Genomic DNA, 22,266 nt, shown 5'->3' with positions numbered 1-22,266 from the left:
AAGGCCCTAAAGGGCCTTACCCCCGGCCTGGCGGCCGGGGCGCCGCTGACGCGGCGTCAGCCGGGGGGTGCCGCCTACGGCGTCACCGTGCGTGGCGTGGCCTCGACTGCGCCTCGGCGGGGTGGCGGGTGGCTGGAGGAATTCGCCGATGGCGAATTCGCGGACACGTACGGGTGGTTGAGAGTGGGCGCCTGACGTCGCTGCGCTCCGCCAATCCCGAGGCATTATCCCGGGCCTACGGCCCGTCAACCGGTCGGCCTTCCGGCTTTCCGGGGCTGGCCCTTTCAGCGGCCCTACGGGCCGATTGGCTGGCAGGGTTTCCCGGGCTGCGCCCGGCGTTCGCGTTGACGATGTGACGCGAAATTCGGGTAGCGGCCCCTTCCCCCGATCGGGAGGGGGGTACCGGCCCGGGCCTGCGGCACCGGGCGTTGACGATGTGTCGCGAACTTCGGGTACTAGTCACAACCCCACCCCCGGGCCGCTCCCCCGGGCCCGGCCGATGGCCGGTCCGGCCGCCTGGTTGCTGAGCTGTCGGCCCGTCCGCCGCCCTCGGGGCGGGGCCTGCGGCCCTCGGGTGCCATCCCCGGGCCCGCCCGTCCGGCTCGGTCCTTCCCGACCCCGTGGCGGACCCTCACCAGCACCCCGCGCGGCGGCCCCTGACGGCACCTCAACCGAGAATCCAGACCGGGTATCCGGAGCGTATCCGACGGAGTTTTCTGGGGCTTTTAATGGCTGCCGTACAGCCCTGTCCTACCGGCTCTCGAGCGGGCCCGAGACGTGAACAGACAACCTCGCGGCAACCGTCCATCCCGGCACTATCCGGACGCCCTCCCGGCGGGAATGAGAATTCTTTTCCGCCCTCTTTTAAGTGGCAATCCGAAAGCCCCTCGCGGCGCAGCTTGAAGAAATCTAATTCAGGCACGCCGGAAAGGGGCCTACGGCCCTCGCCGCCGACACCGCGACCGCCAATCCAGACCGCCCGGAAAACAGCTCGCACCGCCAACCGGGCAATTCCCGGAGCAACACCACCAAACCGAACACCGAGGGCCCCGGACCGCTGCCCGGGCGCAGCAAGGCGACGGCCTGGACGGCGGGCAGGACGGGCCCGGAGACGGCCGGACAGCCCAGGGGGCCGGGGCAGCCGGGACGGCGGCCAGGACCGGCCACCAGGGCCTCCAGGGCCTCCAGGGCACGGGCTTGGACGGTGGGCCAAGCCGGGCGCGCAGCGGGACGGCCTGGCGGCCGACCAGGACGGCAACCAGGCCGCAGCGGCGGGGCGGGGCGCGGCACCGGGCCGGGGGGCGCGGGCGAGCAGGGGAACCCGCCGAGGCCGGCGGAACAGGCAGCGGGGTGCAACACGGCACCGCAACACGCCCACCCGCCCCGCTCCCAGCCACATAACGCCTGGTCAGACCCGCAACACGGCCCCGTGTCGCACCCCAGCGCAACACCGCGTTGCACCCCCGCGTTGCACCCACCACCAAGCCGCCGGGCACCACCACCGGCCACCGAGCACCACCACCAGCACCAGGCCGTCGACAAGGCCGGCCTTCCCGACGGCCACCACCGAGCAGCAACCGCGGCCCCGCCCCGCACCCCTGTCGCACCCACCTGTCGCGCCCAGACCACACACAGGGGAAACCGGGCATCCGCCCACGTCACACCACACGACACCACCCCAACACGACAGGCAACACGACAAGGGGCGCGACAGCACCCACACGGCCCCGGACGGCGCCGGGACGGTCTCCCGGACCAGCCACCAGCACGGCCCCCACGGCGGCCTGACGGCCACCCAGCCGTCCAGCCGGAACGGCGGTGCCCAGCAGCACCCGGACCGAGCCGGGCGCAGCGGGACGGCGCGGCCGAGCCGGGCGCAGCAGGACGGTCTGGCGGCCGACCAGGACGACGGCCGGGCCCAGCAGCGGGCGGGCAGGCGGGCGCCGGGCAGGCGGGGAGCCACCCCGGCCGGCGGCTCCCCGCCTCCCCGGCGAGCCGGCGGCCCGGACGGCGGCCACCGAGAAGCACGCAGCCCGACCCCCACCAAACCGAACACCAACCCCCGCCACCACCACACCACCGCAATTCCAACCCGAATCCACACCACCACCCGGCGGCCAATCCGCCAAAACAACCGGGCGGAATTACCAGCGGAATTAACAGCGGAATTCACCCCCGAAAACAGCCCACAACGCCCCACCGGCCCCCCGAGCAGCCCCACCCGACCCCCGACCCCACTCCGCCACCACACACAGTCACCAAACCCCACCCCACACCAACCCAGCCACCACTCCCAACAGGTCCAACCAAAGGTCCAGACAACATGGCAGAAGAGGCCAATCCACGGCACATTGAGCCAGCAGGTCACACCCGACGAATCTGCTCGTTTACGTGCGGACGGGCCCCGTAGCCACGTAGCGTGTCCGTGCGGTACCACTCCGCATCACCCGGGCGCTGATCAGGAACCGCAACAGCTTCCACTGGTCCTGACCAAGCTGCCCGGCCGGACCCTCTACGAGATCGGAGACCAGGCGTGATCGGCCGCGACTTCGCGCACTCCATGTTCGACCAGCAGACCGCCGAGATCCCGTTGTCCACCTTCCGCGACCTGATCGAGGACTCGGCGATCCAGTCCCTGACCGACGACCTGACCACCGAGGTACGCGAGCGCTGGGCAACAGAGCGGCCTGACTTCACGCGCGCGCGGAACATGGCGCCTGACGCCTCGATCCACCTCGCGTGGTCGCTGCGGTGGCTGCTCTCGGAGCAGAAGGAGACGGCCTCCGTCTCCTACGGCGTGATCGCCTACACGGCCCTCAACCGGTACGGCATCCCGACCGTCTTCACCGGCGGCTGGCTCTCCTCCAACATCCGCTGGGGCGGTGGCGACCCCGACGCTCTCCCCCTCGATGTCGACATCGACGCCTTCGTCCAAGCCGCCACCACGGAAGAGGCGCTCAGGACCCTCTGAACCAAACTCCTGCTCCGGCAGACACAACACAAGGCGCCGGCCACCTGGTGGTGACCGGCGCCTTGTGGCTTGACAGGACCGGCGCGTAGGTTGGCCGGGCGGACCGGTCCTGCTGCTCGGTGCCGCGCAGCCCAAGGGCTGCGCCCCGGGTGCCTGGTGGTCAGTTGTAGAGACCGGTACCGAGTTCGACCAGTTGCTGGCCGACGCCGGTGGCGACGGTCGTGGTGAGCGCCGGACCGGCGAGGCGCATGATCCTGCGCCAGATACGGGCGCCCTGCTCGGGGTTCCGACCGTCGCGTTCGAGGGCTTCGACATCGGCCGCGTAGTCATCGGCGTCGACCGGGTCGAGGCCGAGCTGCGGGGCGACGTCCCGCAGTCCCTGCACGAGGCCGGCGAGCGTCTGGGCATCGATGCCGTTGCCCGCGTTGATCGTGTTGTGGTCTCCGGTGGAGACGACGCCGCCGTTGACCTCGCCGTGCACGACTGTGCTGCCGTGGTAGTTGTTCGTGGTGGAGGTGGTGTTCTGGCTGTCCTTGTGGCTCCTCACAGTGTGGCCGCTGCGGATGCAGGCGGTGCCGGCCGCGGTGATGCGCAGCCGGTCCAGATCGGTGCCGGCCTGGTCGGCCTCACGCTCTACGAGGCCGTGGTCGACGAGCTCGGTGACGGCACCCGTGATCTCGTTGGCCCTGAGAGCGGCGCCCGCGAAGAACGCGGTCCGGTCGGCGGCGAACTCGTCGGCCTCCACCGGGGCGTCCTGGTCGTACAGCCACCGCAGGACGGCGTTGGAGGCGTAGTTGGCGCGGGCGACACGGTCACCGGCGAGCTTCTTGAGCCGGCCCACCTCGACCCGCCCCTCGTCCGTCAGGATGGCCGTGGCGACGCGCACCATCGAGGGGGCGCGACGTGCGAAGCCGTACTGCTCCAGTTGCAGAGCGATGCTCTCCGCCTCGCCCACGGGGATGCCTTCGCTCTCGGCGAAGACGGCGAAGTCCTGGTAGGACGACGGCTCCTGCACCGCTCGCTCGTCCAGCCACAGCAGGGCCTTCGAGAGGATCGGGTCCTCTTCGAGGCCCCCGGCAGTGCCGTTCAGGTCGGCGCCGATCGCCACCTTGATCGCATGCCGGTTGATCTCCCGCTGGAACTCCCGCATCGACCGGTCAATGGCGCTCTTGTTCCACTTGATCGCACCCACGGCGACTCCTCCCTCTACCCCCTGCCTGAGGCTATCGGCCCCCACTGACAAACCGGGCACCCAGGCTGAAGACGGTCCGGCCAGGTGGTCTCGACCGTCCGGCCGGTGAGGAGTTGGAGCGGGGCTGACTGTTGTCCGGCCGCTGACCGGAGCTGGCTGACGGCCACCTGGACCGCCAGGTCAGCCAGTGGGCGTTGTCGTCCGGCAGTCCCAGCCGCTGCGCCGTGAATCGGCTACGCACGCTCCGGCAACGAGCGGAAGCCGGCCTCCGAGGCCGTCCTGAAGGGGCGGTAGGGTCCCCCGCATGGTGATGCGCTCTCGAAGGCTGGAAGACCTGCTCGGCGGCCGGCTCGATGTCCTCCGGTACCAAGACATAGCCGGGCTGGTGGGCAACGCGGATGCGGCGGAGAGGGAGGACCTGGACTACAAGCAGGCCCACTACGCCACTGACGAGAGGGGAAAAGAGGAGCTGGCCAAGGACATGGCGGCGTTCGCCAACCACACCGGCGGGCTCCTGATCCTCGGCATGGCCGAGGCCAAGGGCGTCCCCAACAAGGTCATGGATGTCGACCTGGACGACCACCACCTCCGGCACATCCGCCAGGTCATCGCCTCCAACACCACACCGCCTGTCCCCTACGATCCCATCGCCGTGCCCAATCCGGACAGCCCGAGCAGCGGGTTCCTCCTCCTCGCGGTACCCCGCAGTCCTATGGGTCCGCACGCCGTGACCGCGCCGCCGACTAGGCCGTCCAGCAACGTCCTGCGCTACCCGCGCCGCGGCGGCAGCGGGACCGAGTGGCTCACCGAAACCGCCGTCGCCACCTCCTACCGCGCCCGCTTCTCGGCGGCCGCGGAACGGGACCGGCGTATGACGGATGTCGAAGAGGATCTCGTCGGCGCGCTCGCCGACCGCAACGAGCCCCATCTGATCGTGACCCTGGTCCCCGAGATCGCGGGGGAGATGACGGTCGACTCCGCCCGCTTCGCCCAGTACAAGGACGAGCTCCTCGGCACGGAGTTCTACCTCGGACAGGGCCACCGGCTCTTCGGGGACGTCGCCGTCGGAGCCCGACGGCTGATCGTCCAGGAGACCAGAGGCGCTGCCCGGGCGGAGCTCCACCGGGACGGCAGCGCAGCGATCGCGCTCCCGCTCCACCAACACCTCTCGGTGCCGAACGGCGACGAACCGAACTGGCTGCAGTACGTCGAACCGGGCGACGTCGTCTACCAGCTGCTGTGCGCGCTGCCGTTCCTCGCCGGCCACGCGCGGGACCGGGCCGCCGCCGGCGGGACAGCCCAGGTCAAAGCCACACTGGTGGACGACATGGCCAGTCACCCGTGTCGAAGGCTGAACGTCGACCCGCGCCGCCCTCGTCCACTGCCCCTGACCGTCGACTTCCTCCACCCCGCGACAAGCCAGCGGATGCCGACAAGCACGCAGCCTTGCGGCTTCGCCTACTCCGAAGCCACCGTGCTCCTGGACGACGTCGCCGACCACAGCGTCAGCCTGCCGCAGGCGACCGCCGCTCTGGCGGACGAGCTGCTCCACGCCTACGGTCTGCCGGACAACCAGGTGATCACCCGCAAAGGACACCTCAACACCGGCCTGTTCACCTCCCGCAACCGCGGTGCCGTGGCCCGGTGGGCAGCCCAGCATCCCCTCATCAGCGCAGCGGAGTAGCCCTGGGCTGACCGAACCGAAGGCGTCGGCCACCAGGTGGTGGCCGACGCCTTCGCGGTGTCCGGCGGTCAGCACCGCCCTGGGGCTTCGGCGTCGGTCAGGGCTTGCGGTTGAGGAGGAGGGCGAGGATGGTGCGGGCTTCGCGGCGACGGGCGGGGGTGGGGGCCGTGATCGCGGTGATGGCGAGGGTGGCGAGGGTCAGCAGGTAGCCGGCGGCGGAGGTGGCCAGGGCGAGGGTCGCGGGGTCGCGGGTGGGCATCAGGGTCTCCCGGGTTCGGTGCGGGGCCGGGCCCGCGCGGCGGCGGGCCCGACTGCGGGGTCAGTGGGCGGCGAGTTCCTGGAGCTGGTGGGCGATGTCGCCGGTGGGCAGGGTAAAGGGGCCGCACATCTCGTCGACCGCGGCGGGCAGGCCGTCGAGGGCCTCGCGCAGAGCGGGGTCCGGGCTCGGCAGGCCGGTGGTGCCGGGGATCGGGGGCGCGAGGAGCAGGGCCAGGTGCGGGTAGCCAGCCACGTCCGGCGTGGCGGGCCGCAGCGGCTCCGGGGCGGCGCCCTCACCGAGGCGGGCGGCCTGGTGGAACCAGTGCTCGGCGTCGCGCAGCTCGCCGGCGCGCACGTGGTGGAGGTAGAGGCAGTAGGCGGCCAGGGACTCTCCGGCTCCGGCGGCGAACTGCCACCACCACTGGGCGTGGTAGGGCCGGCCGGTGAGGTCGAAGAGACAGCCGAAGACCAGGCCGCCGTGCGGCTCCCAGCGCGCGACCAGGCCGTTCACCCACGCGCCCGCCTCCGGCTCGTTGATGACGCCAGTGGACAGGGCCTTCAGGTCGCGGGCCGCATCGTCGATCAGCATCCCCGTCGGGAGCAGCGGCAGGGCGACCGCGGCGGGGACGGGCACGCGCGGCGGCGGGGTGGGGGACGGCGCCGCTCGGCGGGCGGCGTGCCGCTCGGTGATGTAGCGGCGGCCGGCTTCCAGGTCGTAGCGGGGCCGGGCGGCGGGGTCAGAACCGGCGCCTTCCAGCAGGCGGTCGATGTCGTGGATCACCGGGTCACTCCTGGTCGTGCTTGGCGGGGCCGGGGCGCAGCAGGCGGCGCGGCGCGAGGCGGGCTTCGATCTTGGCTTTGGCCTGGGAGGTGAGCGAGCGGACCGTGGTCTCGTCGATGCCCATCGCCGCGGCGGTCTTCTTGATGTCGTACTTGTTGAGGTAGCGCAGGACGATGACGTCGAACTTCGCGCCCGAGAGTTCCAGGACGGCGGCCGCCACCGAGACGCCCACTTCCTCGTCGGTGCGGTTGGCCAGGGCGTCGGCGTCGATGTCGGCGATCAGCGGCTCCGCTTCCCGGCGTACCACGGCGGAGAACACCAGCCGCTCAATCAGCAGGCGGTGTTCCGCGGCGCGGGCCTGCTGGGCCTCGACGGCGCAGCGCAGCGCGGCCCAGGCGTAGGCGTTCGGGTTGGGTTCGGTCAGCACGCGGTCCCAGCGGTCGAGGAGGGCGAGGAAGGCCTCGTCGACGATGTGCTGGGCGAGGGTCTGGTTGCCGAGGACGGTGAGGGCGAAGTCGAAGTAGGGCTGGGCGTGGAGTTCCTGGAAGGCGCGGAACGCTATGGGCAGATCGGTGTACGGGCGCGGGGTGGTGCCGGGGGTGTCGGTGAAGGACGGCTCGCTCATCACGCCTCCCCGGCCGGCGGGACGCTGGCGCGCGGGCGCGGGGTGCGGTCGGCTTTGAGGACGGGGCCGGCGGCGAGGCGGCAGGGCCTGCCGGCGGGGGTCGTGGGGACGGGGGCGGGGGTGTGCATGGGGTCGGGGGTTCCTCACGGATAAGGGGCAGGGAGGCCCGAGGTGACGCTCCGTTGTGCGTGGTGGCCGGAGCGTGTCGATGGGGGCATCATGTCGCTCGAACAGCCGATTGTTCACACTCCGAAGGTAAAGAGTTTCGGAGGGTTACATTCCGAGGTTTAGAAGCCGACTGGTCGTCAAATCCGCCCGATCACGCCGGTTCCCGGAGCGAACGCGCCCAGCCGACCACTCGGAGCCTTCAAATAGTGGCGGCACACTCCGCCCATTTCGAACAGCGCGCTCCAGGCGCTGGCGGCCCCGCCGACGGCGATCGGTCGTCATCCGCGAGGCCCTGAAGGCCGCACCGGTCGGGGCACGCAGGCCAGGCCGACGGCGAGGCCCAGCCGGACGGTGATTGGGTCGCACGTACGATTGCGCGGTGGGAAAGCAGCAGAAGACCTTCGAGTACCCGGGCCACCTGATCGAGGCGCAGCGGGCGCTGGCCTCCGTACAGGCCGAGCGGCACACCTACCTGGCCGCGCTCGGGTCCTGGAACGGTGACCTGGAGGCGGCCCGGGAAGGGCTCGCCGAGGAGCAGCTGGCCGAATCGGCGAGGCTGGAGGAGGCCGAGCGGCAGGCCTCCCACGCGGTGTGGGCCGACGAGTACTGGGCGGGCCTGCCGGTCGAGGACCGGGTCGAGGCCCGTAGCCAGCTCCAGCACATCGACGAGCCGGTCGAGGAAGCGGCGGCGTAGTTGGGGGTTCGGGCCGCACGGCCGCCCGCTCCTGTTCCAGGCAGTGTCCGAGGCCGGCGGTACGCTGCCGGGGCCCCGAGAAGGCACGGAAGGCCGCCACCTGCGGGTGGCGGCCTTCCGGCGTCTCGACTTCGCCGTTCAGTCGAGGTCGGCGGATGCCAGAGCCACCGCGAGCACCAGGTACGGGACGGCTTCCAGGCACTGCTCGGCCATCATGCTCGGGTCGGACGCCGTGCCCGCGTCGGCCAGCGCCAGCACCCCGGCACCAGTGGCCGCGTCTACCGCCGCGTCCAGAACCTCGGCCGCGGTGAACTCCCCGCCCGCCGCCAACTCGCGCACCAGGGCAGCGGCCTGCGCGGGGTCGGCGCGCCACAGCTCGGCGACCTGGTCACCGGCACCGGCCAGGTCGATGGCCGCGCCCTGTTCCACGGTCGGCAGCGGCACGGGCCAGGACAGTCCGAGCTCCTCCACGATCTCCTGGGCCCGCGCCAGCGCCACCCGCGCGGCGCTCGTCCGCCGGGCCTGCTCCCGCTCCCGGGCGGCGGCGGCCGGCCACCGGGCGTCGTCCTCGGCCCGGGCCGCGTCCAGCAGCGGGGCCACCGTGTGGCCGAGGTAGACGACCGGCAGAGGGTCCACCACGACCGCCTCCTGCCCCGGCGGGCGTCGGCGACGGGCTGGTACAGCGCCTGCGCCGCCGAGGCGCAAGCGCCGATCGTGGTGGTCAGGGCGGCGATCAGCCGGGCGTGGCGGCGGCGGCGTGCGGGCAGGTCCAGACGGGTGGGAGTCGCAGTCACCCCCGCACTATCCCGCGCCGCACCCACCGGCGACTTCCGTTCCCGTGAACACCGTGCGGGTGGTCGGCGCCACTGGTAGGACGCGCCGGTCATCGCCTGCTCGACCACGGCGACGGCCGCCACCGGCAGCTCGCGGCGCAGCGCGCCGGAGTGGACCAGGCCGTCGCCGAGCGCGTAGTCGCGGCGTGCCTCGCCCAGGGCGCGGTCGGCGGGCGCGGTCCAGCCGGTGGCCTGGCCCGGGGTGAGGTCGGGGGCCGGGACCGTGGGTGTGAGGGCAGCAGCGAAGCGGGTGAGCGGGTCGGCAACCGCCCTGCGCAGCGGCGCGGTGCCTTGCATCGCTTCGGTCCTACAGCGGCACCCCGAGGCGGACCCACTGCGCGTAGACCTCGGTGAGCGCCGTCTCGGTGCCGGCCTGCCACCGGTTCAGGGCCAGCTCGGTGGCCGCCGCCCGCACCGCCGGACCGTCGAGGGCCAGGACCGCGACCACCGGCTCCAGATCCGCCGCCATCTCGGCAGGCGTCCGGCCCCTCGGGTAGTCCAGGCTCTCCCCCAGCAGCACCAGCGTCGACCGCAGCACGCACGCCTCCTCCCCGTCGGCGGCCGCGGCGCGCAGCGCGGCCAGGACATCCTGCAGGACCTTCAAGGCCCAGGCGGGGAGGACGTAGAGAACGGCCTGGGGCGCGGCGTCCACCGCGGCGGCGGCAAGGTCGGCGGCGATCTCCCCGATGGCTTCCCCCGCCGTCTCCAGTGCCAGGGCCGGGAGAGGGTACTCGCCCGGGCGGACGCGGGCCGCGGCCGCGGTCAGGTCGAGGACCTCCGAGAGGTAGGCGGCGTGCTGGATCCAGGCCGGGTTGCCGGGCAGGATCCGAGGCAGTTCCAGGCCCGCCGGGCTCTTCGTCGTCACAGGCCCGAGTATCCCGTTTCCACCGCGTCCGGCGGGCAGTTCCGGCGAAACCCCCGTCCCCGTGGCCGCCCTGGTGGTCATCGCCTTGCCCAGGCCGGGCAGGCGTGCTCGTGCCAGGTCGTCCTGACGACCATCCCGCCCTGGGTCAGGTGCTCGCTCGACCAGGTCCGGCAGCACCCAGCCTCGCCCGACCGGGCCGGGGTCGGCAGCCTCACCGTGCGGACCGGGGCGGCGGGGGCGAGCAGGGCGGGCGCGGCCGGACGGCGCTGGCGCCTGCTCATGGGAGTCGTCATGTCGCAGGCTCTGCCCACCACGCCACCGAGCCGAACCCCGCCCCCACCCGGACGGCGTACCGCAGTCCGTTCTAACCGGCCGCTGACCTGCGGCGACACCCGAAACTCACCGGGGCCGAGGCGAAACTCCCCAGCGGCCCGAGGCGAAACCCACCGGCCCCGGGGCGAAACTCCCCAGTGCAGGTCAGCGGGGGTGCCGAAACTCCCCACCGCAGGTCAGCGGCCTGTGCTCGGGGTGAGGCCGGGTCAGGACCGGTGCCACCAGGAGCTGGTGCGCTTCGTCTCGGCGGCCGCGGCTTCGGCGGCGGCCCGCTCGCGCTCGGCGGCCTCCCGCGCCTTCCGGTCCGCGTCGGCCTGGCGGCAGCCGGCGCACAGCCCGTCGTCGTTCCAGCCCCGTTCCTTCTCCTCCCACCGCTCGTCCGAGAACGGCGCCGAGCAGCGGCGACAGGCCGGACGGCGCCTCTCCCGCTCCGCCGCCTCCCGCGCCCGGCGGGCCCGGTCCGCCTCCGCCCGCTCGACGGCCAGCAGCTCGTCGCCGTCCGGGTTGTCGAGCGCGTCGGTGAGGGTGTGCCAGCCGCGGCGACCGAACCGGTGCCACACCGGGGCGTCGGCCCCGTGGCGGCGCAGCAGCGGCAGGGTGGTGGCCACGACCGGCAGGGCGCGGTGGTGGTCGCGGGCGTGGACGGCGTCGCGGGCGTGGACGGCGTCGCCGCCGTACGCGGGCGCGTGCCAGATGTCCTCGGAGGCGGTCTCGACCTCGGTCATGCGGTTCAGCAGCCGCTCGTGGTCCCGCTTGGCCTTCTCCTTCTTCTGCTGCGGGGTGAGCTTCTTGGTGCCGGGTCGGTCGCGCTTGCGGCCGGCCTCCAGGACGAGGGCGACCGGCGGCAGCCCCTCGCGGCCTGTCGGCGGGTAGAGGGTCGGCCATAGCCGCAGGCCGTGCGTACGGGCGCCCCGGCGGCGCAGCGAGGCCTCGAAGGCGGCCTTCGCCGTGCCCTTCGCCGGGAGCTCGCACCAGGCCCGGTACGAGGCGAGCTTCTCCACCAGGGTGCCGACGCCTTCGTTCTCTCTGTCGACCTCGACCAAGAGCACCGGCACGTCCGAGCCGGGGTCGCGCAGCACGAGGTCGGTGAACAGGGAGCGGCGGTGCGGGATCGGGTGCTCGACCTCAGTGGAGAACGCCTCCAGGTACCCGAGCCCGGCGCGGGCGAGGAGGCCGGCGGTGGCGACGACGTCCAGGGCGTGCTCGGAGAACGCCGCTGCCCGGCCGTCGCGCTCGGTGCGCAGCTTGGACAGCTTCGTCCCGGCCGGGAGCAGTCGGGCGGCTTCGCGGCGGCCGGCCGCGGTCAGGGTCCACAGCTTGCGGTTGTCCGGCAGACGCAGCTCCTCGCGCACCCGGCCGGCGGCCTCCAGGTCGACCAGGGCGTCGCGGGTGGCCTTGTCGTTCCGCTGTCCCGGCAGGACCAGATGCCAGAGCTCCCTCGCGGTGGCGCGCTGGAACAGGCCGAGCGACACCAAGACCCCACGCCGCACCGGTTCCGTCGAGTCCGCCTTCCACCGCACCTCGGCAGTGGCAGGAAGAGGGTTGTCGCCACGCCGTGAGCCCCTTGTCCGGGGCTGCTGGCCTGCGGAAACAGGCCGGTCGGCGGGTGGGTGGGGGCACGGAGGTGCCGGCGGAGGTGCCCGCGAAGGCGGCGCAGGGGCCCTTGTCCCGGCCGGGCGAGGCCTTCGCCTGGCCGGCCTGGTCGTGGTCGGCGGCCTGGTCGCCGTCGCCCGGACCGGGCGCGGCGAGCGAGGTGGTGGTCATCGGACTGGCCTTCCGTCAGCAGGAAGCCGGTGCGGGCGCAGTGGCCGGTCCGGCACCCGGGCGAGCGCCCAGGTGCGGCCGACACTGCACACCACCCCCTTGTCCGCGGTCTGGCCCCACCCCTTGTCCGACCCCTTGACCAGCGTGTTGTCCTGTCCGATTCGCCCCGGTCAAGGGCCTTGTCCTCCCGGTATGTCCGTGACTGGGATCACTCCGAGGCGGTCAGGCGGCCGGCCAGTAGACGGCGAGCCGGACCGCGAGGTCCGCGGTGACGTCGCCGGCCTCCAGGGCCTCGGCGAGCAGGGCGGGCAGCGGGCCGTCGGAGGGCGTGGTGTCATCGGCGCCCGGCACCGGCCACACGGTACTGCCGTTGAACCACTGCCGGACGACGGCGGCGACCGCAGCCGGGGCTGGCAGCACGCAGTCGTCGGCGAAGAACCCGGACGACTCCTCGTCGTACCGGCCGCGCCCGTCGTAGTAGACGCCGAGCCAGCCGGTGGTCTGCCTCCAGCCGAGCGCGACCCGGCCGGGCCCGTCCTGGCCGTCCTCGCCCAGGTCGACGAACGCCTCCATCCACATCACCGCGCCGTCGTCGGTGTCGTACTCGGTGGAGCAGTCCGGGCCGGTGTTGTACCCGGCCTCGCGGATTGCCCGGATCACGGCGTCGATGTACGGATCGTGCGGCAGACAGTTCATCGGCGGGTCTCCTTTGGTCTCATCACGGCGGTGCCCTACATGACCAACAACCGCTCCGGTGACGGTCAGGCAACTGCCGCGACTCCCCGTTCGCTGAGCCGCCCGACGCGGTGCGGCGAAGTACGGGCCTGTGGACCGTGTCCAGGGGAAACGCGCCCTGGACCAGGGGATACGCAGGACGGCGGGGGCCGGCCTACCAGCGGGTGAGGTGCTCCCCCAAGGCCCGGCGCAGCAGGGCGAGGGCACCTTCGGCGTCGGGGCAGCGAAGGGGTTCGCCGCTGGCGGCGTTGGCGACGATGCTGCTGTCGATCAGGGCGGTCCAGGTGCCGCGCTGGACGTCGTACTCCTCGATCCAGCCGACGGGTCGGCCGTCGTGCTGGAGTTCCTGGACGCCCGGGTGGTCGGGCCAGGTGAGGTGGACCAGGCCGTCGTCGAGGGCGGCGCGGTCGGGGTCGCCGAGGCCGCGGGTGGAGGGCAGGCTCCAGCCGGTCGGGCGCTTGAGGGCCAGGTGCGGCACGTCGGGCATCGCGCGCTCGGCGCGCAGCCGGTCGAGGTGCGCGCGGTGCAGGACATCCAGGGCCTGGCCGACCGAGCGGTGGGTGCGGGCCCCGCTGGCGTGGTCGGTCAGGACCACGGCCTCCTTGGCGTCCCGGTACGCGGCGGCGATGTGCCCGGCCTGCCCCCACGACCCGTCCGGCAACGGCGCGGTCCAGCCGATGGGCCGGCCCCGGTAGAGCAGCTGGTGGACGTCCGTAGCTCGTGGGTCGTCCCAGGAGGCCAGCAGCCAGCCCTCACCGACCGTCAGGTCCAGGTCGTCGAGGCGATCCGGCTCGCCGAAGCGCACCGTCGGGATCGTGCACGCCGCGCGGCGCAGCGCTTCGAAGGCCTCCGCCCGCTGCTCGGCTGTGGCAGCCGGGGCGGGCACGGCGGCGCCGGGGCGGATTTCGGCCCGGGCCGTTGCCCCGGGTGTGCCGGTGCCGGGCGCAGGGTCGGCATTTGCGGCCCGGGCCGTTTCTCCGGGCTTCGGCGCGACCCCGGCTGCGGGCGCATTTACGGCCCGGGCCGCAGAAGCCAGAACGTGCGGGGCGACGCGGGCCAGGACGTCCGGGCGCATCAGGTCTTCCTCGGCCCGGCGCAGCTCCAGCTCGTCCCCGGTCAGACCGGGCCAGCGGACCTCGTCGCGCGCGTCGGCCGCCGCCGCCCGCACCCGGGATTCCAGCCGCAGGTACTCCTGGTAGAACGCCTCGTACGCGGCCACCGGGTCGGCGTCCACAGCGGCAAAGAACGCCCGGGTTGTGCTCTCCATGGCGGCGAGGTGGCCCAGCATCGCGGCCCGGACGCCCTCCGGCGCCGGCGCCGGCTGCTCCGGGACCGTCCGGCCCACCGCCTCGGCGGCGGCCTTGGCCTTGGCCTTGGCGCGGGCCATCTTCGACTTGCACGAGCGAGAGCAGTGGAGAGTGGGCCGGCCCCGGCCGGACTCGGCGACCGGCACCGGCTTCCCGCAGCCCGGCCGCACGCACACCGGCGCCGCCGGCTTCTCCGGCAGCACATCGAACAGCACGTCAGCGCAGGTAGCCGAATTACGGCCCGGGTCGTTACTCACGGTCGGGATCGTAACCTTGGCGCCCTCCCACACCGATCCCTTTACGACCCGCGAGTCGTAAAGCGCGGTCACCCGGCGGGCATCAAGGGGCACGGATTACGGACCGGGCCGCAACTTCTCCGCTGCTGCACCCGGCGGTGCAGCGGGCACGCTGCTGCGCCGCCAGAAGCAGCGGCGTGTAGCAAGGCCGCCCTTGCTACACGAGGAGCAGCAGCGCGCCCGGGTGCAGCGAGGGTGTCCTTGCTGCACCCGTGACCGTCCGGTCCGGCGGGCGGTTGCACCGGTATGTCGATTTCCCCGCTGTCCTGGCTTCCGATCCCCTCCTCGCTCGACGCCGAGCCTGCGCCCGAGCCCGCGCCGTCCGGGGAGGAGCTGACCGAGGAGGAGCGTGCCGGGCTGCAGGTGGCCGCCGCGGCCGGTGAGCGAGCGGCGATCTGGGTGCGGCAGCTGGCCCGCCATCAGCCGGTCGAGATCCACGGGCGGGTGCTGGAGCTGACCGCCGAGGCGATCGAGCAGACCTGCACCCGCGAGATCATCCCGGGCAACGACAACGAGCTCGCTGCGGAGCTGCGCTACCGCCTGGACGGCGGCGTGCTGCTCGGCGCGACCAACCTGGAGACGCTCCCGGAGCTCACCGGCGGGGAGCGGATCGCCCTGGCCGCCGTGACCGCCCTCGCCCTGGCCATGCCGGGCACCGCGCTGACCTGGTACGAACGGGAGCTACCGCACCTCGCCCAGGTGATGGACGAGGCGGTCGCCGCGGGCCGCGCCGCCGCACCCGGCCGGTGAACCCAGGCAGCAACGGAGCGCGGCCCGGCCGGACCCGTCGGGCGCTCGGGCCCGGCGCCGCCCGGGTCCTGGCCGACACCGTCCGCTCTCCCCGCATCCCGCCCCCGTGGTCACCGGCCGCCGTCGACGCCGCCCTACGCACCGTCTGGGAGGAATTCGAGCGGCGGGCCGAGCCGTGGCGGGACGCCTTCGACGACCTGGACGAGGACGTCCTCGCCGAGGCCGCCGCCGAGGCGCGCTCCTTCGGCACCGACCCGGCCGGCGCTGTCGACGAGCTGGTGCGCGGCCTGCTGCTGGAGCTCGACCACTGGCAGGACGCGATCGGCGAGCTCGGCCGCCGGCTCACCGCGTCCGCGCAGGACCGGCCGCTGCCGCAGTGGGCCGCCGACGCCGGCCTCGCCGAGGACGTCCGCTGGCGCCGGGCCCGCCAGGCGTTGCTGGAGGCCGTCGCCCGCCACCACCACGGTCACCTGCCGGGCGAGGGACCCGACGACCGACCGTGGTGATCACGTAGGCCCAGGGCACGAAAGAATGGGGCGGGTGACCAGCAACCAGCCCCTGCCCCGGGGCCTCACCTCTCTGATCCCCGACGCCCGCGCCCAGGCGACGCCCGGCGAGCGCGCCGCCTCCCAGCTCCTCCATCTGCGCGAGGCGACCGTGCCGGTGCCGGTCCTCGCCGCGGCCGCCGAGCTGATCGTGCCCCAGCTGAAGAGCGAGGACCCGGCGACCCGGGAGGCGGCGGCCGCCGTCCACGCCCTGCTGCTCGCCGCGATCGACGGCGCCGCCCTGGAGCGGTAGCCAGCCAGGCCGGATGTCCCACCCTTGTCCCAGGCCCGGCCCAGAGCACCGTCACCAAGCGAAACGCCTGGGACTGTCCTAGCGAAACAGTCGAAACCGGACACCCTGAGACTCACCTGGGACAGGTGCTGGGACACCCTGTCCCAGCACCGCCCGACGGGTCGACGCACGGCCGTCCGGCCGTGGCATCAGCTGCGGAAGCCACCGTTCTACCGGCGGGGCCAGCCGTTCACGAAGGTCTGCAACTGCGCACGCTGCCGCTGCTCGTCGGCGAGCACCTCGGCCAGGATCCCCCGGTCGACGTACGGGTCGACGCCCGCCATCAGCAGGGCGTGCAGCTCGTCCCGGTCGAGTGCCTCGGCCTCCCATTGCACTGGGCGGGCTGGGTCGAAGCCGTACTTCGCGGCGAAGGCCGGCCAGCGCGGGTCATTCTTCTTGCCCTCGGTCGGCGGCAGGCGGTACGCGATCCGTTGTTCGTCGGTGAGCAGCACCCGGGTGACCGAGCTCCAGCAGTCCGTGCGCTGCGGTTCGAATCCACGCAGCTCAGAAGCGGTCGAGACGACGACAGCGCGCGGCCGCTCCACAGGCCAGCAGCAGACGTGTCGGAGATGTCACACTAAGTGGTCGCAGACTGGCGGAGGGGAGCGCAGTGTCGTACAGCAGGGGGTACCGCATCGAGGCCCGCGGGGCGTGGTCACGGTGGACGTGCGAGCGTGAGGACTGCCAGGCGGCCGCCACGGCCCGTGGCGAGGACCACCAGGAGGAGGCGGCCTGGGCGGCCGCGGCCCACCAGCAGCAGGAGCACTACGAGGTGACGGTGCGCGAGGCCGCCCAGGCGCTGCGCGACGCCGCGCGGGTGCTGGCCGCCTCCGACATGCTGCTCACCGACATCGACACCCACACCACCAGAGGGAAGGCCTGCGTCACCCCTCAGGCGGCCGAGCAGGCACTGGGCAGATGGGCGTGGCAGCTGCTGGTCCGGCTGCCCGAACCCGCCGGCCGCGAGCAGAGGCTGTCGCGGCAGATGGAGCGCCAGTTCGCGGTGGAGCAGGTCTGCGAGCACGACGACCGCCCGCGCCGGCCCGTCGTGGTGCTGGACCCGACCGGCGCCACGCGGACCTGATGGGAAGCGCCCCGCTTACAGGTGCGGGCCCACCCTCAGCACGGTGACCACGCCGCCGGCCTGGGCGCCAGGCCCCCAGGCCCAGTGGATCCGCCACGCACCCGGTCCCTGGTCGACGTATGAAGTCCACGCCGTGCCGCGGTAACCGGACAGGACCGCGTAGCGGTGGCTGTGCAGGCCCGGGTGGTGCGGGTCGGCGGCCAGGTGCTCCAGCGCCTGGCGGACCCGGCGCAGCCGGCGCGGGTCCGCGCGGCGTCCCGTCTCCAGGCGGGCGAGGGTCCGGGCGGCGGTGGGGGTGTAGTGCAGCGTCGGCATCGCTCTCGGTCTCCTTCGTCAGGGCATGCGGAAGGGCCCGTCACCCCGGTTGGGGTGACGGGCCCTCGGTGGGTCGTACGGGCGTGCCGGCTGTCGGATGCGGATGGTCAGGGAGGCGGCGGGGCGCCGCAGACGTGGCTCAGCTGGTCACGGAGGAGGTCCAGGACCACGGGGGGGATCGTCGGCCCGGCGGTCGCCCTGCTGCTCGCCGACCACCTGCCGACCGGCCCGGCCCGGATGCTCACCGGCGGCGCTGCGCCTTCTGCCGGACGGCAGCCGGGTCTCGCCCGCCAGCGACCAGCGGGTGGTGTTCACCGCCCAAGCCGCCGTCGGCGGCGTCGAGCTGACGATGCCGGACGCGCTGTGCGCGGCCGCCGCCCACCGACTCGGCGTCCCCCTGCTCGCCACCGACCTGCTGCCCACCGAAGAGGACCGCGCGGTGGCGCCCCAAGAACAGGACGGCCAGGAGCTGGAGCCTGCCGTGGAACACGACATCGACGGCGACGACCAGGACGTAGCCCCAGGGCCGGCCGCCCTGCGCTGATGGCCAGGCTCCTCGCGGTTCGAGCGTGAGGGGTCCGGCTTGTCATAAGTCGGTCTGCGGTCCCCCGTGGTCGTCGCTGCCGTACGGTGCGGCACCGGGGTCGTACAGCGGCCGGCGCGCGGCCGTGCGGCTGGACGGAGTCGACCGTTCCCGTGTCAGGTTCCCGAGGCCAGCGCGCCGGCACGCAGTTGCGCGAGCAGCGGCAGCACGTTCTCCTGGTCGTCGTCGACGGTGAGGACGAGGAGTGCGCTGATCAGCACGTGGGCCATGTCGTCGATCGTCTGCAGGTCCGCCGGACGCTTAGCCCACAGGCGCAGTGTCTGGGCGAGGAGTTTGGCCATTCGGGTGCCGGTGTCGGTCCGCATGCGGGTGACGGCGTCGTCCAGTTGGTCGGCGGACAGGCCGTTGTGGATGCCGTGGGCGGCGGCGAGCAGGGTCTGGAGGGCCATGTCGGCGTAGTCGGCGATGGCGGCCTGTAGGGGTTTTTCTCCAGGGCTGGCGGCGGCCAGGCTCTCCAGGGCCGGCGTGTCGCCCGTCCAGGCGGCTTCTAGGGCGGCGAGGACGCGCAGCATTTCATCCGTTGTCAGCACGGTCAGTCCTCCTGTTCGATGCCGAGGGCGAGGGCTGCGTGTTGCAGCCCGCGGGCGGCCGCGGCCGCCGTCGCACACTCGCGGACGGTCGGTACGGTGCCGGGCGGGGCTGCGGCCAGGTGCTGGCGCACGATGCCTTCGGCGACGTCCCGGACCGTGCGGAAGACCTCACAGTCGGCCAGTAGTTCCTCGAGCTGCTCGGCACCGAGGCCGGGCACGGCCGGGCAGGCGTGCACCGACCACCGTGTCGCGGTCTCCAGCCTGTCCAGTACTCCGACGGGACCGTTCATCGGCAGGTCGGCGATCTGGGCGCCGACCTGGCCGGCGCCTTCCGCGCACGCGGCGAGTACTGCCGCCAGCAGTACGACCACCCGCTTGTGCTGCCTGGTGTCCGGCGGTGCCTGTTCCCGCGTCAGCTCGTCGGCGGCGGACAGACAGTGCTCCCACGTCGTCTGCGGCGCTACCGTGCCTGGGCTCTCGCTCATCCCGGCACGCTATCGCCTTCTTTGCCGTCCGTTGAAGGGGCCCCGGCGGCGCCGTCGGGCAGCTCGGGCACGCGCTCTCGGGCGTGCCCGACCAGGCGGTGGTCGTCGTCGGTGATGAAGCCGGGCCGGCCGCCGTGCGCGTACGTGTCCTTCCGCTCCTTCCGCCTACGGCCGGACAGGTCGGGCTCGACCACCAAGTCGGCGAGCAGACCGTCGCGCTCGGGGCGTCCGGCGCCGACCGGCCAGGAGCCGCCCGCAAGCCGCGCTTGGATCGTCGATAGGAAGTTCATGCCGAACTACTGCGGAAGTTATATAAGTTCCGCTAGAGCTTGCTCGTTTGACAGGTAGTTGTTCGCCTTCTAGGGTCCAGCTTATTCACTGTCTGGGAGGGGAGCTGGGATGAAGGTCCGGTACGTCGAGCTGGAGGGGACCCCGGAGGAGCTGGACTCCTCCGAGCTGGCACGTAGTCTCGTCGCGGCCTTGAAGGGCTCGGCCGCCGCCGTTTCGGCGTCCTCGGATGTCCGGACCGAGGGTGAGTCACTCGCGGCCTGGCGGCTCGGCCACGCCGTGCCGGGCATCGCCGATGAGGGACAGGCGGCGGTGACCGCCCTGCTCGCCAAGAACCCCGCCGCAGCACACTTCGTCGCCTTTCTCCGCGAGGCCTGCTCGTGGGAGAACGCGGAGGTCTTCGGGGTCAAGCGCAGGGCCGCAAATCCGAACGACCCGCTGGACTACTCTGCCTACCTGCGACTGCGAAAGGTCGGCAGCCACTTCGGAGGCTTCGCCTACGTGTGGGCAGAGACCGGGCGGGTCAACGTCCGCCTGACCTACGACGCCGACCCGTCGCTCAGGGATCTCGCGCCGGACGCCTTCGCCGTGCACACGGGACACCGGGCGTACCGGGTGAGCATCGACGTCACGGACGAGGAAACGCTGCGCCAGGCGATCGCGTTGGCCCGCGTCGCCTACGACCGAACCTGACCCGGCGGAGAGGGACGTGGCGCAGAACGCACTGCCCGAGGCGGAGCACCAGGACGTCCTGGCCCGGGCGATCATTCCGGCCTCGACAAGCCGGGCCGTGACTCAGGAGCACCCCGTGGTTGTCCTGGTCGCAGGCCCTCCCGGCAGCGGCAAGACCCGCTTGGGGGACTTACTCCACCCTCTCCTCGGCCTGCGCGGCGGCGCCGTACGCGTCGGGTCCGACCTGTACAAGGCCGCGCACCGGCACTACGAGGCGCTGCTGGACCAGGACGTCCGCACCGCCGGCGTCCTGGTCCGGCCGGACACCCGCCGCTGGCAGTCCCTCGTGGAGGAGCATGTGCGCGCCCACCGCCTGGACGCGCTGGTGGAGACCGCGTTAGCCGACCCGGACGAGGCCCGGGCCCAGGCGGCGGCGTACCGGGAGGCCGGGCACCGGATCGAGGTCGTGGCGCTGGCCTGCGCCCTGGCGTGGAGTCAGCTCGGCGTGCTGGAGCGCTACCTCGGCGCCGGGGAGGGGGCTGGGCGTTTCGTGTCGTGGGCCAATCACGACCAGTGCGCCCGGCAGCTGGCCCACACCCTGGACGTGCTGGAGAACGAGCGCCTGGTCGACCGCGTCACCGTGGTGCGGCGCGGCCTGGAACTCCTGTACGGCAACGAGCTCATCAACGGCATCTGGGTGCGGCCGCCGGCCGCAGGGACCGCGGTGGAAACCGAACGTGGACGCTGGTGGGGAGCGGTGGAGACGCGGCAGTTCCGACGCGCGCTGACGCGTACGGAGCGCTCGCTGGTGCGGGCCGAGAACCGGGTGCCGGCCGACCGGCTGCTGGCGGTGTCGAGGGACGCCGAACGGACCGCCGCGCTGGCCGAGCCGGTGCGCCGCATCGCCCAGGCCCGCACAGGGGCGCCCGGCGTCGACTACCACCGACTCTCCCCGACCGAACACCGCTGGGTGTTCGAGGAGCTGATCGCCCCCGGACTGCTGAGCGGCGCCGTCCCGCAGCCGGGCCCCGTGGCGGTGTTCCTTGTGGCCCCCGTCGGTACGGACACCACCGTGCTCTCCCGTCTGGTCCGGCGGGCGATGCGCCCCGGCACCGCCCGCCTGGCCGACGACGACCTCAACACCGCCCACCCCGACTACCTCGCCCTGATACAGACCGACCCGCGCGAAGCGGCCAAGACCATCCGTGCCGACTGCGCCGTCTGGTTCGACCAGGCCTGCGCACTACTGCGCGAACGACGCTGCGACGCTCTCATCAGGACCGCCCCCGCCGACGCCGGGACCGTCCTGCACAGCACGGCCGCCTTCCGCGCGGCCGGCTACCGGGTCGAGGTCACAGTCCAGGCCGCGCGCGGGTGCGACAGCCGGCAGGATGCGGCGCTGCGCTACGCCCGGGCGCTGGAGATCGACATCCCGGCACCGTTCGCCTCCGCAGCCTGCCAGGACGTGTCCTTCGCCGCCGTCGAGGAAGTGACCGCGGCCCTGGGGCATCCGCAGGCCGCAGCAGTGCGGGTGGTCGACCGTGCCGGCCGCCTTCTCGGTGCTGGGGCCGGCGCCTTCGCCACGCTCGTCGCCGAGCGGACACGCCCCTACGTCCCGCAGGAGGCGCTGCGGTTCGTCGCGTTGCAGCGGGCGCTGCGCAAGGCCCTGCCGCGCCACCGCGCCGAGCTGGACGCGGTCTCAGCGCAGGCGTGGCCACTGCTGCCGGAGGGCATGCGCGCCGCCCAGGTCGGGCGGCCCCGCGCCCGCGCGCTGCCCGCGGTACGGCCTGCCGGTCAGCCCGTCAGCTTCTGCAACAGGCCGGCGTAGAAGGCCACGATCCCTGCGGCTTCCTGCGGGTCCGCGTCCCGGGCGCGCTCCAGGTCGGCCGCCGCCCGACGGCGCGCGTCCTTGAGATCCTCCAGCCGGGACAGGTCGGGCTCCGGCTGGCGGCTCTCGGCCACGAGCTGCCCGCTGTACCAGGCCACGACGGCCCCCACCGCGCCCACGGCCTGCTGAACCTCTCCTCCATGCCCCGCCAGCTCGGAGAAGTCGGCGCGGTCCTCGGGCCGGGAATCGGACACGGCAAACCACCTCTGGGCTGGAACGATGCTGAAGCCCCAGTCTCACACGGCCGGCGGCAACATCCGCCTTCGGGTTCCGAACCGCGCGGCCGCCGGGCCCGCACGGTCACCGC

General features: G+C 73.1%; 27 protein-coding genes. 10 read left to right on the top strand and 17 right to left on the bottom strand.

Going from position 1 to position 22,266, the window contains the following annotated elements; genetic code table 11:
- Positions 1 to 2,533: 2,533 nt before the first annotated feature.
- Positions 2,534 to 2,971 (top strand): hypothetical protein, encoded by a 438-nt coding sequence (locus tag ABT015_RS27160; RefSeq protein ID WP_350883500.1) that lies wholly within the window; start codon positions 2,534 to 2,536, stop codon positions 2,969 to 2,971.
- A 160-nt stretch (positions 2,972 to 3,131) separates the two neighbouring features.
- On the opposite strand, the gene ABT015_RS27155 is transcribed toward ABT015_RS27160, so the two are convergent.
- Positions 3,132 to 4,163 carry a hypothetical protein gene (locus ABT015_RS27155; RefSeq protein ID WP_350883498.1) on the bottom strand — a complete coding sequence of 344 codons (1,032 nt, stop codon included), beginning with the start codon at positions 4,161 to 4,163 and terminating at the stop codon, positions 3,132 to 3,134.
- A gap of 304 nt (positions 4,164 to 4,467) precedes the next feature.
- Between ABT015_RS27155 and ABT015_RS27150 the strand changes: the two genes are divergently transcribed.
- Complete coding sequence (locus ABT015_RS27150) at positions 4,468 to 5,847, top strand: RNA-binding domain-containing protein (RefSeq protein ID WP_350883496.1); 1,380 nt, start codon at positions 4,468 to 4,470, stop codon at positions 5,845 to 5,847.
- Positions 5,848 to 5,944: 97 nt separating this feature from the next.
- On the opposite strand, the gene ABT015_RS27145 is transcribed toward ABT015_RS27150, so the two are convergent.
- The 4 genes from ABT015_RS27145 to ABT015_RS27130 are packed head-to-tail and all read right to left on the bottom strand — an operon-like array spanning position 5,945 to position 7,639.
- A complete protein-coding gene (locus ABT015_RS27145; protein ID WP_350883494.1) occupies positions 5,945 to 6,106 on the bottom strand; it encodes a hypothetical protein in 162 nt (53 codons plus the stop codon).
- Between the two features lie 60 nt (positions 6,107 to 6,166).
- Entirely contained in the window at positions 6,167 to 6,886 is a 720-nt protein-coding gene (locus ABT015_RS27140) for a hypothetical protein (protein WP_350883492.1), read from the bottom strand.
- 4 nt (positions 6,887 to 6,890) lie between these two features.
- Entirely contained in the window at positions 6,891 to 7,511 is a 621-nt protein-coding gene (locus ABT015_RS27135) for an RNA polymerase sigma factor (RefSeq protein WP_350883490.1), read from the bottom strand.
- The gene (locus ABT015_RS27130; RefSeq protein ID WP_350883488.1) at positions 7,511 to 7,639 is read right to left on the bottom strand and encodes a hypothetical protein; all 129 of its coding nucleotides are present in this window, start codon (positions 7,637 to 7,639) and stop codon (positions 7,511 to 7,513) included. The genes ABT015_RS27135 and ABT015_RS27130 overlap by 1 nt, the downstream gene beginning before the upstream one ends.
- 419 nt (positions 7,640 to 8,058) lie before the next feature.
- Here ABT015_RS27130 and ABT015_RS27125 point away from each other — a divergent pair, with 419 nt between their 5' ends.
- Complete coding sequence (locus ABT015_RS27125; protein WP_350883486.1) at positions 8,059 to 8,373, top strand: DUF8825 domain-containing protein; 315 nt, start codon at positions 8,059 to 8,061, stop codon at positions 8,371 to 8,373.
- A gap of 138 nt (positions 8,374 to 8,511) precedes the next feature.
- Here ABT015_RS27125 and ABT015_RS27120 read toward each other — a convergent pair whose 3' ends face one another.
- The 6 genes from ABT015_RS27120 to ABT015_RS27095 all read right to left on the bottom strand — a co-directional run bounded on the left by ABT015_RS27120 (position 8,512) and on the right by ABT015_RS27095 (position 14,425).
- Complete coding sequence (locus ABT015_RS27120; protein ID WP_350883484.1) at positions 8,512 to 9,012, bottom strand: hypothetical protein; 501 nt, start codon at positions 9,010 to 9,012, stop codon at positions 8,512 to 8,514.
- A 501-nt stretch (positions 9,013 to 9,513) separates the two neighbouring features.
- Positions 9,514 to 10,071, bottom strand: coding sequence for a hypothetical protein (locus tag ABT015_RS27115; protein WP_350883482.1), 558 nt, complete (start codon positions 10,069 to 10,071; stop codon positions 9,514 to 9,516).
- 77 nt (positions 10,072 to 10,148) lie between these two features.
- Complete coding sequence (locus ABT015_RS27110; RefSeq protein WP_350883480.1) at positions 10,149 to 10,352, bottom strand: hypothetical protein; 204 nt, start codon at positions 10,350 to 10,352, stop codon at positions 10,149 to 10,151.
- Between the two features lie 258 nt (positions 10,353 to 10,610).
- A complete protein-coding gene (locus ABT015_RS27105; protein ID WP_350883478.1) occupies positions 10,611 to 11,876 on the bottom strand; it encodes a replication-relaxation family protein in 1,266 nt (421 codons plus the stop codon).
- Positions 11,877 to 12,390: 514 nt separating this feature from the next.
- Complete coding sequence (locus ABT015_RS27100; protein ID WP_350883476.1) at positions 12,391 to 12,864, bottom strand: DUF6292 family protein; 474 nt, start codon at positions 12,862 to 12,864, stop codon at positions 12,391 to 12,393.
- Positions 12,865 to 13,057: 193 nt separating this feature from the next.
- Entirely contained in the window at positions 13,058 to 14,425 is a 1,368-nt protein-coding gene (locus ABT015_RS27095) for a hypothetical protein (RefSeq protein WP_350883474.1), read from the bottom strand.
- A gap of 327 nt (positions 14,426 to 14,752) precedes the next feature.
- Between ABT015_RS27095 and ABT015_RS27090 the strand changes: the two genes are divergently transcribed.
- From ABT015_RS27090 to ABT015_RS27080, 3 genes are read left to right on the top strand one after another with little or no spacing between them, the layout of a single operon-like run.
- On the top strand, positions 14,753 to 15,256 hold the full coding sequence (locus ABT015_RS27090) for a hypothetical protein (protein WP_350883472.1): 504 nt from the start codon (positions 14,753 to 14,755) through the stop codon (positions 15,254 to 15,256).
- On the top strand, positions 15,253 to 15,762 hold the full coding sequence (locus ABT015_RS27085; protein ID WP_350883470.1) for a hypothetical protein: 510 nt from the start codon (positions 15,253 to 15,255) through the stop codon (positions 15,760 to 15,762). The genes ABT015_RS27090 and ABT015_RS27085 overlap by 4 nt, the downstream gene beginning before the upstream one ends.
- A 34-nt stretch (positions 15,763 to 15,796) precedes the next feature.
- A complete protein-coding gene (locus tag ABT015_RS27080; RefSeq protein ID WP_350883468.1) occupies positions 15,797 to 16,054 on the top strand; it encodes a hypothetical protein in 258 nt (85 codons plus the stop codon).
- Between the two features lie 209 nt (positions 16,055 to 16,263).
- Here ABT015_RS27080 and ABT015_RS27075 read toward each other — a convergent pair whose 3' ends face one another.
- Positions 16,264 to 16,638 (bottom strand): hypothetical protein, encoded by a 375-nt coding sequence (locus tag ABT015_RS27075; protein WP_350883466.1) that lies wholly within the window; start codon positions 16,636 to 16,638, stop codon positions 16,264 to 16,266.
- Between the two features lie 65 nt (positions 16,639 to 16,703).
- Between ABT015_RS27075 and ABT015_RS27070 the strand changes: the two genes are divergently transcribed.
- Positions 16,704 to 17,177 carry a hypothetical protein gene (locus ABT015_RS27070; RefSeq protein WP_350883464.1) on the top strand — a complete coding sequence of 158 codons (474 nt, stop codon included), beginning with the start codon at positions 16,704 to 16,706 and terminating at the stop codon, positions 17,175 to 17,177.
- A 15-nt stretch (positions 17,178 to 17,192) separates the two neighbouring features.
- Here ABT015_RS27070 and ABT015_RS27065 read toward each other — a convergent pair whose 3' ends face one another.
- A complete protein-coding gene (locus ABT015_RS27065) occupies positions 17,193 to 17,492 on the bottom strand; it encodes a hypothetical protein (RefSeq protein ID WP_350883462.1) in 300 nt (99 codons plus the stop codon).
- A gap of 307 nt (positions 17,493 to 17,799) precedes the next feature.
- Between ABT015_RS27065 and ABT015_RS27060 the strand changes: the two genes are divergently transcribed.
- Entirely contained in the window at positions 17,800 to 18,036 is a 237-nt protein-coding gene (locus ABT015_RS27060; protein WP_350883460.1) for a hypothetical protein, read from the top strand.
- A 155-nt stretch (positions 18,037 to 18,191) separates the two neighbouring features.
- On the opposite strand, the gene ABT015_RS27055 is transcribed toward ABT015_RS27060, so the two are convergent.
- The 3 genes from ABT015_RS27055 to ABT015_RS27045 are packed head-to-tail and all read right to left on the bottom strand — an operon-like array spanning position 18,192 to position 19,401.
- Positions 18,192 to 18,626: a hypothetical protein gene (locus ABT015_RS27055; protein WP_350883458.1), complete on the bottom strand. Its 435-nt coding sequence runs from the start codon at positions 18,624 to 18,626 to the stop codon at positions 18,192 to 18,194.
- 2 nt (positions 18,627 to 18,628) lie between these two features.
- Positions 18,629 to 19,111, bottom strand: a complete 483-nt coding sequence (locus ABT015_RS27050; protein WP_350883456.1) for a hypothetical protein — start codon at positions 19,109 to 19,111, stop codon at positions 18,629 to 18,631.
- Positions 19,108 to 19,401, bottom strand: a complete 294-nt coding sequence (locus ABT015_RS27045) for a hypothetical protein (protein WP_350883454.1) — start codon at positions 19,399 to 19,401, stop codon at positions 19,108 to 19,110. Before ABT015_RS27045 ends, ABT015_RS27050 begins: the two co-directional genes overlap by 4 nt.
- Before the next feature lie 109 nt (positions 19,402 to 19,510).
- On the opposite strand from ABT015_RS27045, the gene ABT015_RS27040 reads away from it, so the two are divergent.
- Both ABT015_RS27040 and ABT015_RS27035 read left to right on the top strand, forming a co-directional pair.
- Positions 19,511 to 20,092 (top strand): hypothetical protein, encoded by a 582-nt coding sequence (locus ABT015_RS27040; protein ID WP_350883452.1) that lies wholly within the window; start codon positions 19,511 to 19,513, stop codon positions 20,090 to 20,092.
- 16 nt (positions 20,093 to 20,108) lie between these two features.
- Entirely contained in the window at positions 20,109 to 21,899 is a 1,791-nt protein-coding gene (locus tag ABT015_RS27035) for a zeta toxin family protein (RefSeq protein WP_350883450.1), read from the top strand.
- Here ABT015_RS27035 and ABT015_RS27030 read toward each other — a convergent pair.
- Complete coding sequence (locus ABT015_RS27030; RefSeq protein WP_350883448.1) at positions 21,866 to 22,153, bottom strand: hypothetical protein; 288 nt, start codon at positions 22,151 to 22,153, stop codon at positions 21,866 to 21,868. The two genes, ABT015_RS27035 and ABT015_RS27030, sit on opposite strands and share 34 nt — an antisense overlap.
- Positions 22,154 to 22,266 lie beyond the last annotated feature (113 nt).

Origin of the sequence: Kitasatospora sp. NPDC094016 (genome assembly GCF_040304045.1) — a bacterium.
Taxonomy (GTDB): domain Bacteria; phylum Actinomycetota; class Actinomycetes; order Streptomycetales; family Streptomycetaceae; genus Kitasatospora.
Note: the sequence above shows the minus strand (reverse complement) of the source record. Positions and strands in the feature narration are given on the sequence as shown.